Below are 14911 nucleotides of genomic sequence, written 5' to 3' on the forward strand. Positions count from 1 at the left end.
GACATGACCACGAACCTCGCGACCTACTCGGTCGTGCTCACGTACTCCGCGATGGCGGTGTACGTGGTCGCGTTCATCTCGTTCGCCCTCGACATGGCCAAACGCTCCGGTGAGGTCACGGCCGCCGCGAAGAACGCGGGCGCCGACGACAGCTCGGCGGGTGCGGCCAGCGCTTCTTCCGCACGCGCGGCGAAGACCGTCGCGACCGTCCGGGGCGGCACCGTCGTGCTCGAGCAGGTCGCCGCGCCGCCAGTGGGCGGTTCGTCCGGCCGCAGCACGAAGTTCGAACGCGTCGGCATGGCGATGACGATCCTCGCGCTCGTCCTGCACGTCGCCTCGGTCGTCCTCCGCGGCATCGCGGCCGACCGTGTCCCGTGGGGCAACATGTTCGAGTTCTCGCTGACGGGCACGGCGCTGATCACGCTGATCTTCCTGCTCGTGCAGTTCTGGCAGAACCTGAAGTTCCTCGGCGTCTTCATCACGGGCCTGACGATCATCCTGCTCGGCATCGCGACGGTGAACTACTGGGTCCCCGTCGTCCCGCTGCAGCCGGCCCTGCAGTCGTACTGGCTCGTCATCCACGTCTTTGTGGCGATCTCCGGCACCGGGTTCTTCGCGCTCGGGGCGGGGCTCGCGGTGGCGCAGCTCGTGCAGACGTACCGCCAGGGCCGCACCGCCTCCGGCAAGCTCCGCTTCATGGCGACCCTGCCCGACGCCGACCGGCTCGAGGTCCTGACCTACCGCGTCCTGCTCGTCGGCTTCGTCCTCTGGACCTTCACCCTGATCGCCGGTGCGATCTGGGCCGAGCGTGCCTGGGGTCGGTACTGGGGCTGGGACACGAAAGAGGTCTGGACCTTCATCATCTGGGTCGTCTACGCGGGCTACATCCACGCCCGTGCGACCCGCGGCTGGCGCGGTGCGCGGTCGTCCTGGCTGGCCTTGATCGGCTTCGCCGCGGTGATGTTCAACTTCTCGGTCGTGAACGTCTTCTTCAAGGGCCTGCACAGCTACTCGGGTCTGTGAACCACGCGGCTCGCTGATGCGGCCCTGGTCGCGACCACGGCCGGACGGGAGGCGCGGTGCCAGCTGGCACCGCGCCTCCCGTCCGTCGTTCGGTCGCGTCCACGGACAGGAAGACGCCGTCGTGTCGGCTGGACGCCGCGTCCTCGGCGAGACGCCGCCGTTCCCGGCGGCGTCTCGCCGACTCGGCGGCGCCGAACGGAGACGACGGCGTTCTGCGGAGACGACGGCGTCTTGCGGAGACGGCGGCGTCTTGCGGAGACGACGGCGTTCTGCGGAGACGACGGCGTCCCGCGCCCGGAGCTACTCGGCAGCAGCTGCGGCCAGCACGGTGTGCACACGTGCCACCCGCTCGCGCCACCACGCGGTGCGTTCCGGCGACGCGGCGTACCGCTCGACCATCTCCGCCGCGACGTCCACCCGACGCACCGGCACGCGGCCGTCCACCGGCAGCAGGGGCTCCGCCGTCACGTCCCCGGCGAACATCGCCGCCGTCCCGAGGCCCGCGGCGTACCCCGGGGTCATCGCCGCGGCGGCCAGGAACGCCCCCATCCCGAGTCCGACCGACGTGTCGAGCGCACTCGAGACGACGCACGGCAGCCCGGCGTCGGCGATGACCGCGCCCGCCGCGGTGATGCCCCCGAGCGGCTGGGCCTTGACCACCAGGACGTCGGCTGCGCCGGCCCGGGCGACCGCGAGGGGGTCGCTCGCCTTCCGGACGCTCTCGTCCGCGGCGATCCGCACCCCGAGGCCGGCGATCCGCGTCCGGAGCTCGGCGAGCTCGGGCACCGTGGCGCAGGGCTGCTCGGCGTACTGCAGGTCGAACGGTGCGAGCCGCTCGAGTGCCGCGGCTGCCTGCTCGACGCTCCACAGCCCGTTCGCGTCGACGCGGATGGCAGCATCGGACCCCATCACCCGGCGGACGGCCGCGACACGGGCGACGTCGTCGTCGACGGTGGTGCCGGGCTCCGCGACCTTGACCTTCGCGGTGGCGCAGCCGGGGTAGCGGGCGAGCAGGTCGGCGACGTCGTCGGCGGCGATCGCCGGGACGGTGGCGTTGACCGGCACGGAGTCGGCGGCCGGCTCGTGGTCGGTCCACCCGAAGTCGACGGTGGCGCGCAGCCATGCCGCTGCCTCGGCGTCGTCGTACTCGACGAACGGCGAGAACTCCGTCCAGCCTGCGGGGCCACGCAGCACGACCGCCTCGCGCGTGGTGATGCCGCGGAACCGCACCCGCATGGGCAGGGCCACCACGTGCGCGTCGGCGAGGAGTTCGGCGAGGTCGGGGAGCACGTCCGCCATCCTCCCACCGCACCCAGGTCGCCCGCCGGTTCCTCGGAGGGGACCGCCAGGGCAGGGCACTAGCATGCATCGGTCGGCTCCGGTCGGCGAGGGGAACGACCCGGAACGAGGGAGGCTCGGTGGCGGTGGATCCGCGGCAGCGCGCAGCACAGCAGCGGGCAGCACAGCGCCAGGCCGATCCGTCGAGCGCCGGCGCTCGTCCGGCAGCCCGTCCGGCGTCTGCAGCCCGTCCGAGCGCGGATGCGCGACCCGCGGCGAACCCGTCCCGAGCGACGGCGCGTCCGACAGCCGGGTCCGACGACTTCGCCCGGCTCATGCAGCGCAACACCGTCGACGTGCGGCAGGCGGCCTCCAAGAAGCACCGCAACCCCGTCGTCGGCAAGATCGCCCTGGGCCTCGCCGTGGTCTCCGCTGCGGTCGACGCCAGCGCGTTCGCCGTGTTCATGGGCGGTGACACGAACTTCGCGTTCGGCATCTGCTTCGTCGTCGTGTTCCTGACGCTCATCGCCGCCGTGCTCGGGTTCGTCGCCGCCGTCGGATCCTTCGGCCGCTGGTACGGCGCCATCGGGGTCGTCCTGGCGTTCTTCGCGAACCCCGTGATCCTCATCGTGATCATGGTGTTCGTCGCGCCGGAGCTCCTGACCGACATGGGCGCCTGACCCGGCAGACGCCCGGCGGTACGTTGGGGGCATGGCTGCTCCCGTCTCCGACCTGTTCGACCCCGACGTCTGGACCACCGCTCCGATCGCGGAGCAGTTCACCGACATCACGTACCACAAGCACGTCTCCAAGGGGATCGTCCGTGTCGCCTTCGACCGTCCGGAGGTCCGGAACGCCTTCCGCCCGCGCACGGTCGACGAGCTCTACCGCGCCCTCGACGACGCCCGGCAGGACCCCCGTGTCGGTGTCGTCCTGCTCACGGGCAACGGCCCGAGCCCGAAGGACGGCGGGTGGGCGTTCTGCTCCGGCGGCGACCAGCGCATCCGTGGACGGAGCGGCTACCAGTACGTCGGTGACGAGGGTGCACCGCCCGAGGGCGTCGACCCCGCGGCCGCGCAGGCGTCGATGGGGCGGCTCCACATCCTCGAGGTCCAGCGCCTCATCCGGATGATGCCCAAGGTCGTCATCGCGGTCGTCCCCGGCTGGGCCGCCGGCGGTGGGCACTCCCTGCACGCCATCTGCGACCTCACCATCGCGAGTGCCGAGCACGGCAGGTTCAAGCAGACCGACGCCGACGTCGGCTCGTTCGACGGCGGGTACGGCAGCGCCTACTACGCCAAGCAGATCGGGCAGAAGTTCGCCCGCGAGGTCTTCTTCCTCGCGCAGGAGTACTCCGCCCAGCGCGCCTACGAGATGGGTGCGGTGAACGCCGTGGTCCGCCACGAGGACCTCGAGCGTGAGGCGATCCGCTGGGGCGAGATCGTGCTCGGCAAGTCCCCGACGGCGATCCGGATGCTCAAGTACGCGTTCAACGCCGTCGACGACGGCATGGTCGGTCAGCAGGTCTTCGCGGGCGAGGCGACGCGGTTGGCGTACGGCACCGACGAGGCGGTCGAGGGTCGCGACTCGTTCCTCGAGAAGCGCGCTCCCGAGTGGACCGCGTTCCCCTGGCACTACTGATGCCCCGTCCGCTGGTCGCGACCGGTACGTCGGACCCGTCGGCCGTGCTGCGCGCCCTGGAGGCAGCGCTCGCCGGCGGCCCCGCGCTGCTCCCCGTCGCCGAGGGGGCTCCGGCGCTGCCGAAGGCACCTCCGGCCGAGGTCCGGCAGGCGGTCGCCCTGGTGGTCGAGACGAGCGGGTCCACCGGGACCGGCAAGCGCGTGGCGCTGTCGTCCGAGGCGCTCCTCGCCGGTGCGGCGGCGGCCGACGCGGCGCTCGGTGGTCCGGGGCGCTGGGTGCTCGCGCTGCCGACGCACTACATCGCCGGCCTCAACGTCCTGACCCGCTCGATCACCGCCGGCACCGAGCCCGTCGTCGTGGCACCCGGGCACTTCGCGGCCGCCGCGTTCACCGAGGCGGCCGAACGGCTCGTCACCGGTCCGGCCGCGCCCCGTCGGTACACCTCGCTGGTGCCGGTCCAGCTCGCCCGGGTCCTCGACGACCCGGACGCCACCCGCGCCCTCGCCAGGTTCGACGCGGTCCTGGTCGGCGGACAGGCGACCCCCGCGCCGCTCCGGCAGCGCGCGCGCGACGCCGGGGTCCGGATCGTGACGACGTACGGCGCGAGCGAGACGAGCGGCGGGTGCGTGTACGACGGCGTCCCGTTCGGCACGGTGCGCACCGCACTGGTCGACGACGAGCTGTACCTGGCCGGGCCGATGCTCGCCGAGGGGTACCTCGACGACGACGACCGCACGGCGTCGGCCTTCGTCGAGCGGGACGGGCTGCGGTGGTACCGGACCGGGGACACCGCGACCCTGTCCGGCGGGGTCGTCCGCGTGCTCGGACGCCTCGACGACGTGGTGATCTCCGGTGGCGAGAAGGTCCAGCTCGGGGCGGTCGAACGGCTCGTCCGGGGGCTGTCCGGGCAGCAGAGCGCCGTCGTCGTGCGGCGCTCGGCGGGGGAGTGGGGCGAGGTCCCCGTCGTCGTCACCGAGCAACCGCTCGACCCGGACACCGTGCGTGCCCACGTCGGAGCAGCCCTCGGCCGTGCCGCCCGGCCGGCCGACGTGGTCCTGGTGGACCGGATCCCGATGCTGACGTCCGGCAAACCCGACCGGCGGGCCGTGCAGGCGCTCGTCGACCCGGCAGGGCCGTAGGGGCGAGCCGGCGGGCGCCGCATCGGCAATAAGATCGGTGCTCGTGGCACGAACGAAGAACTCGACGCAGAAGCAGGGCCGGTCCGGCAACCCGGCGAAGGCCGCTGCCCCCGCCCGCACCAAGCGGAAGGCGACCGCACGCGACTGGATCGGCGGCGCGCGTCTGCGCACCCTGACCCTCGGCGTCGTCCCGGTCGTGCTGGGCACCGCCGTCGCGTTCGTCGACAGCGGTGAGCCCGGGGACTTCGGCGACTACCTGGCGAAGGGCAGCCACCTCGCCGTCGCGCTGCTCGCCCTGGCCGTGGCGCTGTTCCTGCAGATCGGCGTGAACTACAGCAACGACTACTCCGACGGGGTCCGCGGCACCGACGAGTACCGCGTCGGACCCGCACGGCTCACGGGTGCCGGGCTGGCCAAGCCCCGGACGGTGCTCACGGTCGCCCTGACGTTCTTCGGCCTGGCAGCCGTCGCCGGCCTGGTCATCGTGCTGCTCACCCAGCTGTGGTGGCTGCTGCTCGTCGGGGCCGCCGCCATCGTCGCCGCCTGGTTCTACACGGGCGGCAAGAAGCCGTACGGGTACAACGCCCTCGGCGAGGTGTTCGTGTTCGTGTTCTTCGGACTCGTCGCCGTGCTCGGTACGCAGTTCGTGCAGATCCGCGAGGTCACGCTGAGTGGCTGGGCAGCTGCGGTGGCCGCCGGGTTCTTCGCCTGCGCGGTCCTGATGGTGAACAACATCCGCGACATCGACGAGGACCAGCTGGCGGGCAAGCGGACACTCGCCGTGGTCGTCGGCCGTCCGGTCGCCCGCGTGCTCTTCGGCCTGTTCCTGATGCTGCCGTACGTCGTGCTGCTCTGGTTCGTGCTGCTGTACTTCCGCACGGGCTTCACGTACTTCTCGCTGCTGCTGGCGCTGCCGGCCCTGGCGATCGGGGTGTCGTCGCGGAAGCCCCGCGAGCTCATCACGGCGCTGCAGCTGTCGTCGTTCGCGTCGCTCGCCTTCGGCGTGGTGCTCGGGATCACCCTGGCCGTGCAGCCGTAACCGTTCCGGCTCCGACCTGACGACCCCATGCCCGGGGTCAGTCGGCGTCGGCGTCCCGGCGTGCTTCGTGCCGGTCCGCGTCGGACACCGGACGGACGACGGGAGCGGCCGCGGCATCCGAGTCGGCGGCGTCGACGAAGTCGTCCTCGAAGTCCGAGTCGGCGTCGCGCTCGGGGACGCCGCGGCGGTTCGCCAGGCTCAGGGCGACCTGCGTGCGGAGTCCGGACAGTGCGATGTACGAGATGAGCAGACCCACCAGGGCGGCGATGATCGTCGCCCAGTACCACTTCAGCGGCGTCAGGAGCAGGAGGAGCACGAGCGCCACCACGAAGATGCCGAGCCGAGCCAGGGTGTACAGGAGCCACGCTTTCACACGGTGAGTCTACGGAAGCGCCGACCGGCAGGGGCATCACAGGGTCGCGACCTAGACTTCACCGCATGGTCCGCTTGTGGTTGATCGTCGTCGTGGCCGCCGTTGCCTTCACGGTGTACGCGGCCATCGACTGCGGCACGATGCCCCGTCAGCGCATCCGTTCCCTGCGTCGCGGTGTGTGGCTGCTGCTCGTCATCATCCTGCCCGTGCTGGGCGGCGTCCTGTGGTTCCTGCTCGGTCGCACCCCCGCGACGGACCCCGGTGCATCCGCCCGGTACCGTGGACCCGAAGACGACCCGGACTTCCTCGGCACCACGCCGGAGCCGGGCGACACCCTCACGGACAAGGACCAGGACGACGCGACCCTCCGAGACCTCGAAGACCAGTTCCACGAGCGCGACGACGACGGCCGCACCGATCGCTGACGGCCCCGCCGGCTCGGGCAGCCCGGCGACCGACACCGCGCTCGCGCTCCTGCAGGAACTCGTCCGCGCCGGCGTCACCGACGTCGTGGTCAGCCCCGGTTCCCGGTCCCAGGCGCTCGCGCTCGCCGCGGTCGCCCTCGAACGTGCCGGCGGACTGACCGTGCACGTCCGGTTGGACGAACGGACCGCCGGGTTCTTCGCGCTCGGGCTCGCGGTCGAGACGCACCGACCCGCCGCGGTCGCGACCACGTCGGGCACCGCGGTGGCGAACCTGCACCCCGCCGTGCTCGAGGCGCACCACTCGGGCGTGCCGATGATCGTGCTGAGTGCGGACCGCCCCGACGAGCTCCGCGGCATCGGGAGCAACCAGACCACGGTGCAACCGGGGATCTTCGGCGAGGCCGTCGCCTTCGTCCGCGACGTCGAGGCCCCGTCGGCGCACGGCGTCGACGCCTCGGTCCGCGACACCCTGCGCGCCCTCGCCCGACAGACGGTCGCCGCCGCAGCCGGGCACACCGGGCAGCCGGGGCCCGCACAGCTCAACGTCGCGTTCCGTGAGCCGCTCTCCGCCGGGCTCACCCCGGAGCACGTCACCGCCGTCCCCGACGACGAGATCGACCTCGCCTTCGCCACCCGCCGCGCCCACACCGGTCTGCCGGTCGCCGAACTCACCCCGGACGACGAGCCGGCCACCGTCGTCATCGCCGGGCACGACGCCGGCGAGGAAGCTGAGCGGATCGCCTGGGAACTCGGGGCGCCGCTCCTCGCCGAGGTCTCCAGCGGCGCGCGCTTCGGCCGCAACCTGGTCGTGGCCTACCGTGAACTCCTGCGCGACGCGGACCACGGTGGCGCCGTCCGCCGCGCCGTCGTGCTCGGCCACCCGACCCTCAGCAGAGAGGTCCCCGCGCTCCTGCAGCGCGACGGGGTCGAGACGATCGTCGTCCGCGGACCGGCGGCCGACCCCTTCGACCCGGCCCGTGCCTCCCGACCGGACGCCGCGACCACCTTCGTGTCCGACGTCCGCGTGACGGGCCGCACCCGCCCGGAGCACCGTGCGTGGGTCGGCCGCTGGGTGGGTGCCAGCCGACGGATCCTGGGGGACGGCGACGCCGGCCCGGACCTCGACGCCAAGCGCTCCGCCGACCGCGCCGAGCGGAACAAGTTCCTGCGTGACGAGGTCGCGCTCCGTCGCCGACCCGTCGACCGGGCCATGCTCGCCGACGCCGTCTGGGGGGTGACCTGGCCGCACGACCGCCTGGTCCTCGGCGCCTCGCAGCTCATCCGCGAAGCCGATGCCCGGGTGCTCGGCAAGAAGATCCGGGTGCACGCGAACCGCGGACTGGCCGGCATCGACGGCACCGTCTCGACCGCGCTCGGCATCGCCGCGGGACTCGAGCAGTCCTCCGCCTCGGTGGGCACCACGCGCGTGCTCCTCGGCGACCTGACGCTGCTGCACGACCTCGGCGCGTTCGTCACCGGCACCGAGGAACGCACCCACCGGGTGCAGGTCGTCGTCGGCAACGACCACGGTGGCGCCATCTTCCGCGGGCTCGAGGTCGCGAAGACCACGCCGGACGCCGACATGCGCCGGATGATGTCGACCCCGCAGCACGTCGACGTCGAACGGGTCGTCACGGGTCTCGGGTGGGAGTACCGCCGGGCGGCCACGTGGGGCGACCTCGAACGGGTGCTGACGGACCCCGCCGAGCGCGTCGTGATCGAAGTACCGCTGGCCGACTGACCGGCCACGGGTGCCCCGGCCTCGCCGCGACCCGGTCTCCGCGCGGCCCCTGGGTGCTTCAGGCCAGGGCGTCGGTGATCGGTCGGAACTTCAAGGCCGTCTCGGCGACCTCGCGCTCGGGCTCCGAGCCGGCGACGATCCCGGCGCCCGCCCAGGCGCGGACGCTGCCGTCGTCGTCGATCCGTGCGCTGCGCAGCGCGAGCATCCACTCACCGTCGCCCGTCGCGCTCATCCAGCCGACCGGCCCGGCGTAGCGACCGCGGTCGACGCCCTCGAGCTCGGCGACGAGCCGCACCGCGACGTCGGTCGGGGTGCCCGCGACCGCGGCCGTCGGGTGCAGCGCGTCGGCGACGTCGAGCGAGGTCGTGTCGGGCGGCAGCGTCGCCTGCACGTCCGTCGCCAGGTGCCACAGGTTCGGCAGCTGCAGCCGGAACGGTTCGGCGTCGGCGCGCAGGTCCGTGGCGAGCGGTGCGAGGGCCGCGAGCAGGCTGTCGATCGCGAAGGCGTGCTCCTCGACGTCCTTGGCGCTGCTGGCCAGGGCCTCGGCGGCGGCACGGTCGGAGACCTCGTCGGTGCCGCGTGCGGCGCTGCCGGCGAGCACCCGCGCGGTCAGTCGCGTGCCGTCGGTGCGGGCGAGGGTCTCCGGCGTGGCACCGACCAGCCCGTCCACTGCGAAGGTCACGCACTGCGGGTAGGCGGCGGCGAGGTCGAGCAGGACGGCTCGTCGATCGGCCCCCGACGGCAGCGTGCCGACCAGGTCGCGGGCGAGCACCACCTTCTGGGCGCTCCCGGCCACGATGCGGCGGACGGCCTCGGACACGTTGGCGGCGTAGGTGGCTTCGTCGATCTGCCCGGGACGCAGCTCGACGGAGACGTGCGGTCCGACCCGGGGGACCGGGACCGAGGTCCGGGTGAAGGCCAGGGGCTCCGCGCCGGCCGTGGTGTCGATGGCCGTCAGCCAGGCCTTGCCCCGACGGCGGCCGAGGACCACCCGGGGCACGATGAGCACGCTCTCGTCGGCGGAGTCGTCGGCGAACGCGAACGACCCGAAGGCGACGAGCCCCGAGCCGCGCAGCTGGACGGGGTCGTCGACGACGGCGGTCGCGACGACACTGCGCCAGAGCGCGGCCGCGTCACGCATCCGGTCGGGGCCGGTGAAGGTGAACCGAAGCGCCTCACCGATGCCGACGATGCCGTCGCCGTTCCGGACGAAGGCGAGGGGTCGATCGCGGAGCGTGTGGCGGAGGACGGTGCCCGGGTCGTCGAGGATCCGGGTCGAGACCGTCAGCGGGGGCGCCGCCGTGGTGGTTCGGGTCACGGCTCCGATGCTACGCGCCGATCCCGCACCGCCCGGGTGGCTGCGAGTCCGGTGAACGCTCGGTCGGGACCTCTAGGATTGACCACGTGAGCAGAGCGGACCTGAACAAGCGCCCGGACGAGGTGGCGGCGATGTTCGACGACGTCGCGGCCAAGTACGACCTCACGAACGACATCCTGTCGGCGGGCAACGCCCCGCTGTGGCGTGTCGCCACCGTCCGCGCGGTCGACCCCCAGCCCGGCGAGAAGGTCCTCGACATCGCCGCGGGCACGGGCACCAGCGCGGCGGCCTTCGCCAAGAAGGGCGCCGAGGTCACCGCGCTCGACCTGTCCGCGGGCATGATCGCCGTCGGCCGTGAGCGTCACCCCGAGATCACCTTCGTCGAGGGCGACGCCGAGCAGCTGCCCTTCGACGACGACACGTTCGACGCCGTCACGATCTCGTTCGGACTGCGCAACGTCAACGACCCGAAGCAGGCGCTCGCCGAGATGCTCCGCGTCCTGAAGCCCGGTGGCCGCGTCGTCATCTGTGAGTTCTCGACGCCGCCGCGTGCGCTGCTGCGCTTCGGCTACGGCACCTACCTGAAGCGCGTGCTCCCGGGCATCGCGCGGCTCTCGAGCAGCAACCCGGCTGCCTACCGGTACCTCGCCGAGTCCATCGACGCGTGGCCCGACCAGCAGGTGCTGACCCAGTGGCTCCGCGGTGTCGGCTTCTCGGTGGTCGCCTACCGCAACCTGACGGCCGGTATCGTCGCACTGCACCGTGGCCGCAAGCCCGTCGCCGACACGGTGCGCGAGTCCGCGGCACGGCGTGCGAAGGCCCGCCGTGACCACCAGAACACCGGCGAGCAGCCGCGCGTCGACCCGGCCGCCGACTGACCGGTCACCACCCCCGAAGACGGAGCAGCACTTGAATCCGAGCGTCCCGGTCGCACGTCGCGCGCCGAGCCTGCGCGCGTCGCTGGGCATCGGCGAGCGGTTGTTCGCCACGCCCGCCGACCGTCGCTTCATCTCCGCGGTCGACGACGGGCTCGAGCTCGTCGAGCAGGGGCTCGAGGACGCCATGCGCTCCACTGACACCCTCGCCGACACCACCAGCCGGTACCTGCTCTCCGCCGGGGGCAAGCGCATCCGTCCGACGCTGACGCTCCTCATCGCGCAGCTCGGCGACGGCGTGACCGACGCGGTGGTCAAGGCCGCGGTGAGCATCGAGACCACCCACTTGGCGTCGCTGTACCACGACGACGTCATGGACGAAGCCCCGGTGCGCCGCGGGGTCCCCGCCGCGCAGATCACCTACGGCAACAACGTGGCGATCCTGACCGGCGACCTGCTCTTCGCCCGCGCCAGCCTGATCACCGCGGACCTCGGCACCGAGGGCATCCGGATGCAGGCCGAGACGTTCCAGCGCCTCTGCATGGGCCAGCTGCACGAGACCACCGGTCCGCAGTCGCACGACGACCCGCTGGAGCACTACATCCAGGTGCTCAGCGACAAGACCGGTTCGCTCATCGCCACCGCCGCTCGCGCGGGTGTGATGTTCTCCGGTGCCGACCGGGCCTACCTCGACGCCGTCGGCACGTTCGGCGAGAAGGTCGGTGTGGCCTTCCAGCTCGTCGACGACGTCATCGACCTCGCCCCCGCGACGGACAAGACCGGCAAGATCGCCGGCAACGACCTGCGCGCAGGCGTCGACACCCTGCCGATGCTGCAACTGCGGCGGATGGCCGTGACGGACCCCTCCGCGCAGCACCTGGTCGAGCGCATCGAGCGCGACGTCAACGGCGCCCCCGACGACGTGGTCGACTCCGCTCCGTACCAGTCGGCCGTCTCCGCCCTCCGTGAGCACGAGGCCACCGCAGCGACCCGTGCGGTCGCCGTCGCCTGGGCCCGCGAAGCCGTCGACGCCCTCGCTCCGCTGCCCGACGGCATCGTGAAACGGGCGCTCACCCGCTTCGCGGACTCCGTCGTCGACCGAAGCCGCTGAACACCCCTCCCGACACGGCACGCCCACCGCGGCACGGTCGGGAGGCACCCCCGGGAACCCCCACCCGAACGAACTGGAGACGATCAGTGCCCACCCTCCGACTCGCCATCGTCGGCGCCGGCCCGGCCGGCATCTACGCCGCGGACATCCTGCTGCGCGAGGCCCGCGGTTACGACGTGTCGATCGACCTGTTCGAGCAGCTCCCGGCGCCCTACGGCCTGGTCCGGTACGGCGTCGCCCCCGACCACCCGCGGATCAAGGGCATCATCAACGCCCTGCGCGACGTCCTCGACCGCGGGGTCGTCCGGCTGTTCGGCAACGTCCGCTACGGCGAGGACATCACCCTCGACGACCTCAAGAAGCACTACAACGCCGTCGTCTTCTCGACGGGTGCGATCAAGGACGCCGACCTCGACATCCCCGGCGTCGACCTCGACGGCTCGTACGGTGCAGCCGAGTTCGTGAGCTGGTTCGACGGCCACCCCGACGTCCCGCGCACCTGGCCGCTCGAGGCCGAGAGCGTCGCGGTCATCGGCGTCGGCAACGTGGCCCTCGACGTGTCGCGCATCCTGGCGAAGCACGCCGACGACCTGCTGCCGACCGAGATCCCCGCGAACGTGTACCAGGGACTCAAGGCCTCGCCGGTCACGGACGTGCACGTCTTCGGCCGCCGTGGCCCGGCGCAGGTGAAGTTCACACCCCTCGAGCTCCGTGAGCTCGGCGAGGTCCGCGACGTCGACATGGTCGTCTACGACGAGGACTTCGACCACGACGAGGCATCGAAGACCGCGATCGCGACGAACAAGCAGGTCATGGTCATCAACCGTGTCCTCGAGCAGTGGCGCACGCGCGAGGTCGGCCAGGCCAGCCGTCGGCTCCACCTGCACTTCTACGCGAAGCCGATCGAGTTCGTCGGCGACGAGCAGGGCAAGCTGACCGCCATCCGTTACGAGCGCACCCGTCCGAACGGCGAGGGCGGCGTCGAGGGCACCGGCGAGATCCGCGAGATCCCGATCCAGGCCGCCTACCGCGCCGTCGGGTACTTCGGTTCCCCGCTGCCCGGTGTCCCGTTCGACGAGCGGCACGGCGTCATCCCGAACCACGAGGGCCAGGTCCTCGACGACGACAACCAGCAGATCCCCGGTGTGTACGCCACCGGCTGGATCAAGCGTGGTCCGGTCGGGCTCATCGGGCACACCAAGTCCGACGCCATGGAGACCGTGCAGCACATCGTCAACGACCAGGCGAGCTGGTGGACGCCGGAGGACCCCTCGGACGAGGCGATCCCGGCCCTGCTCCGCGAGCGCGGTGTCGAGTACACCGACCTCGAGGGCTGGCACCACCTCGACACCCACGAGCAGGCCCTCGGGTCGATCGACGGCCGTGAGCGCATCAAGGTCGTCCCGCGCGACGAGATGATCGACGTCTCGCTCGGCCGCGTCGACGCACCGACGAGCTGACTGCCGTGACCGGCACGCGCCCCGTCCCGCCCACCGCGGTGCGGGGCGCGTCTGCGTCGGGGGTCCGGTTGCAGGGCGTCGACGTGGCGCGCGCGATCGCGCTGCTCGGCATGGTGGCCGCCCACGTCGGCGGCATCGCGGAGCAGCTCGAGTGGACCGACCCGGCGACCTGGACCGCCCTCGCCCACGGCCGCCCGTCGACCCTGTTCGCAGTCCTGGCCGGTGTCTCGATCGGCTTGACGAGCGGCCGCACGGACCCGCCCGGCCCGCCGACGATCGGACGGATCCGCGCCCGGCTCGCGATCCGTGCGGTGGTGGTGGTCGTCATCGGCTTCGCGCTGATGGCGCTCGACACCCCGGTCTACGTGATCCTGCCGACGTACGGGGTGCTGTTCCTGCTCGTGGTCCCGGTGCTCCGCCTCCGGCCGGCGGCGCTGCTCGGCATCGCCGCCGTCTGCGCGCTGCTGTCGCCCGTCGCCGCGCTGGCGATCGCCCCCGCCTACGCGGATGCGGGCATGGTCGGTGTCCAGCTCGGCCTGGTCTACCCCGTGGTCACCTTCCTGGCGTACGTCCTGGTGGGGCTCGCGGTCGCCCGGGTCGGCCTGGAGGACCGTGGCCGGCAGGTCGCGCTCCTCGTGTCCGGCGCACTGGTCGCCGCCACCGCGTACGTCGCGGGCTCGTTCCTCGCCCCGCTGCCGGACGACGCGGCCCTGGCGTTCCCCGGCGTGCCGTACGCGGGCGAGGGCTCGACCCCCGGCCAGGCGCTCGCCCAGCTGTTCCTGTCTCCGCGTGACCACTCGTCGTCGGTCGTCGACGTGCTCGGGACGGCCGGCGTCGCGGTCGCGCTCATCGCGCTCTGCGTCCTCGTGTTCGACGGCCGCGGGCGGGTCGCCGAGCGGATCGCGTTCCCGCTCGCCGCTGTCGGGTCGATGCCCCTGACGGTGTACTCGGGGCACCTCGTGGTCCTCGCGACGCTGCCGACGTACCCCGAGTCGGCCGAGGCCTGGGGCTGGTTCGCCCTCGGCTCGGTGGTCTTCGCGATGCTGTGGCGGCGGTTCCTCGGCCGCGGCCCGCTCGAGCGGGTGGTGGGAGCCCTGGCGTCCCTCGTCCCGCTGCGCTGAGCGCACCTGGCGGACCCGCACCGGCCACGGAACGCTTACCGCACGGTGCAGGGTTGTCCGTTCACCGCGGGCTTGCTCGCCGGGTGCCCCGCTGTCGCGACGCACGGTGCGGCCAAGGTCGCACCGGGTGCAGAACGACGCACGGTGCGCGACGGAGGCGACCCGCGCCTCCCCTTCGCACCGTGCGTGGTTGGTTGTGCGACGCGGGGCGCACGGCATCCTGAACCGGCCCCGAACGCCACGCACGGTGCAGGGTTGTCCGTTCGCCGCGGGCTTGCTCGCCGGATGCCCCGCTGTTGCGACGCACGGTGCGGCCAAGGTCGCACCGGGTGGAGGACGACGCACGGTGCGCGCCGCCACGGTGCGC

The 14911-nt window shown here is 72.6% G+C and carries 14 protein-coding genes; 11 read left to right on the plus strand and 3 right to left on the minus strand.

Annotation, left to right across the window (positions count from 1 at the left end):
- Nucleotides 1–3 precede the first annotated feature (3 nt).
- Nucleotides 4–1023, plus strand: coding sequence for a c-type cytochrome biogenesis protein CcsB (gene ccsB, locus ASF75_RS08925; RefSeq protein WP_042538230.1), 1020 nt, complete (start codon nt 4–6; stop codon nt 1021–1023).
- A 300-nt stretch (nt 1024–1323) separates the two neighbouring features.
- Here ccsB and ASF75_RS08930 read toward each other — a convergent pair whose 3' ends face one another.
- On the minus strand, nt 1324–2322 hold the full coding sequence (locus tag ASF75_RS08930; protein WP_056070630.1) for an o-succinylbenzoate synthase: 999 nt from the start codon (nt 2320–2322) through the stop codon (nt 1324–1326).
- A gap of 119 nt (nt 2323–2441) precedes the next feature.
- Here ASF75_RS08930 and ASF75_RS08935 point away from each other — a divergent pair, with 119 nt between their 5' ends.
- From ASF75_RS08935 to ASF75_RS08950, 4 genes are read left to right on the plus strand one after another with little or no spacing between them, the layout of a single operon-like run.
- Nucleotides 2442–2981 carry a hypothetical protein gene (locus tag ASF75_RS08935; RefSeq protein WP_156463831.1) on the plus strand — a complete coding sequence of 180 codons (540 nt, stop codon included), beginning with the start codon at nt 2442–2444 and terminating at the stop codon, nt 2979–2981.
- Between the two features lie 31 nt (nt 2982–3012).
- A complete protein-coding gene (locus ASF75_RS08940; RefSeq protein WP_056070635.1) occupies nt 3013–3942 on the plus strand; it encodes a 1,4-dihydroxy-2-naphthoyl-CoA synthase in 930 nt (309 codons plus the stop codon).
- Complete coding sequence (locus ASF75_RS08945; RefSeq protein WP_056070638.1) at nt 3942–5081, plus strand: AMP-binding protein; 1140 nt, start codon at nt 3942–3944, stop codon at nt 5079–5081. Before ASF75_RS08940 ends, ASF75_RS08945 begins: the two co-directional genes overlap by 1 nt.
- A gap of 37 nt (nt 5082–5118) precedes the next feature.
- Nucleotides 5119–6120: a 1,4-dihydroxy-2-naphthoate polyprenyltransferase gene (locus ASF75_RS08950; RefSeq protein ID WP_042541197.1), complete on the plus strand. Its 1002-nt coding sequence runs from the start codon at nt 5119–5121 to the stop codon at nt 6118–6120.
- A gap of 37 nt (nt 6121–6157) precedes the next feature.
- Here the strand turns inward: ASF75_RS08950 and ASF75_RS08955 are convergent, their stop codons facing one another.
- Nucleotides 6158–6493: a DUF4229 domain-containing protein gene (locus tag ASF75_RS08955; RefSeq protein WP_017888618.1), complete on the minus strand. Its 336-nt coding sequence runs from the start codon at nt 6491–6493 to the stop codon at nt 6158–6160.
- 65 nt (nt 6494–6558) lie between these two features.
- Here ASF75_RS08955 and ASF75_RS08960 point away from each other — a divergent pair, with 65 nt between their 5' ends.
- Nucleotides 6559–6918, plus strand: coding sequence for a PLDc N-terminal domain-containing protein (locus ASF75_RS08960; protein ID WP_017888619.1), 360 nt, complete (start codon nt 6559–6561; stop codon nt 6916–6918).
- Between the two features lie 49 nt (nt 6919–6967).
- Nucleotides 6968–8659, plus strand: coding sequence for a 2-succinyl-5-enolpyruvyl-6-hydroxy-3-cyclohexene-1-carboxylic-acid synthase (gene menD, locus ASF75_RS08965; protein WP_250891582.1), 1692 nt, complete (start codon nt 6968–6970; stop codon nt 8657–8659).
- A 58-nt stretch (nt 8660–8717) separates the two neighbouring features.
- Here menD and ASF75_RS08970 read toward each other — a convergent pair whose 3' ends face one another.
- Nucleotides 8718–9977, minus strand: coding sequence for an isochorismate synthase MenF (locus ASF75_RS08970; protein ID WP_017888621.1), 1260 nt, complete (start codon nt 9975–9977; stop codon nt 8718–8720).
- 86 nt (nt 9978–10063) lie between these two features.
- Between ASF75_RS08970 and ASF75_RS08975 the strand changes: the two genes are divergently transcribed.
- The 4 genes from ASF75_RS08975 (at nt 10064) to ASF75_RS08990 (ending at nt 14544) form a co-directional block, all read left to right on the plus strand.
- Nucleotides 10064–10855, plus strand: coding sequence for a demethylmenaquinone methyltransferase (locus ASF75_RS08975; RefSeq protein WP_017888622.1), 792 nt, complete (start codon nt 10064–10066; stop codon nt 10853–10855).
- Between the two features lie 31 nt (nt 10856–10886).
- Nucleotides 10887–11963 carry a polyprenyl synthetase family protein gene (locus tag ASF75_RS08980; protein WP_017888623.1) on the plus strand — a complete coding sequence of 359 codons (1077 nt, stop codon included), beginning with the start codon at nt 10887–10889 and terminating at the stop codon, nt 11961–11963.
- Nucleotides 11964–12049: 86 nt separating this feature from the next.
- Entirely contained in the window at nt 12050–13423 is a 1374-nt protein-coding gene (locus ASF75_RS08985) for an FAD-dependent oxidoreductase (protein ID WP_017888624.1), read from the plus strand.
- Between the two features lie 5 nt (nt 13424–13428).
- Nucleotides 13429–14544: a heparan-alpha-glucosaminide N-acetyltransferase domain-containing protein gene (locus ASF75_RS08990; RefSeq protein WP_056070641.1), complete on the plus strand. Its 1116-nt coding sequence runs from the start codon at nt 13429–13431 to the stop codon at nt 14542–14544.
- Nucleotides 14545–14911: the final 367 nt, after the last annotated feature.

The organism is Curtobacterium sp. Leaf154 (genome assembly GCF_001424595.1).
In the GTDB taxonomy this organism is placed as follows: Bacteria; Actinomycetota; Actinomycetes; order Actinomycetales; family Microbacteriaceae; genus Curtobacterium; species Curtobacterium poinsettiae.

What these genes read in the sequence shown, in the direction of transcription:
- ASF75_RS08930 (WP_056070630.1), bottom strand. Translation starts at nt 2,322, where the DNA reads ATGGCGGACGTGCTCCCCGACCTCGCCGAACTCCTCGCCGACGCGCAC.
- ASF75_RS08945 (WP_056070638.1), top strand. Translation starts at nt 3,942, where the DNA reads ATGCCCCGTCCGCTGGTCGCGACCGGTACGTCGGACCCGTCGGCCGTG.
- ASF75_RS08940 (WP_056070635.1), top strand. Translation starts at nt 3,013, where the DNA reads ATGGCTGCTCCCGTCTCCGACCTGTTCGACCCCGACGTCTGGACCACC.
- ASF75_RS08960 (WP_017888619.1), top strand. Translation starts at nt 6,559, where the DNA reads ATGGTCCGCTTGTGGTTGATCGTCGTCGTGGCCGCCGTTGCCTTCACG.
- ccsB (WP_042538230.1), top strand. Translation starts at nt 4, where the DNA reads ATGACCACGAACCTCGCGACCTACTCGGTCGTGCTCACGTACTCCGCG.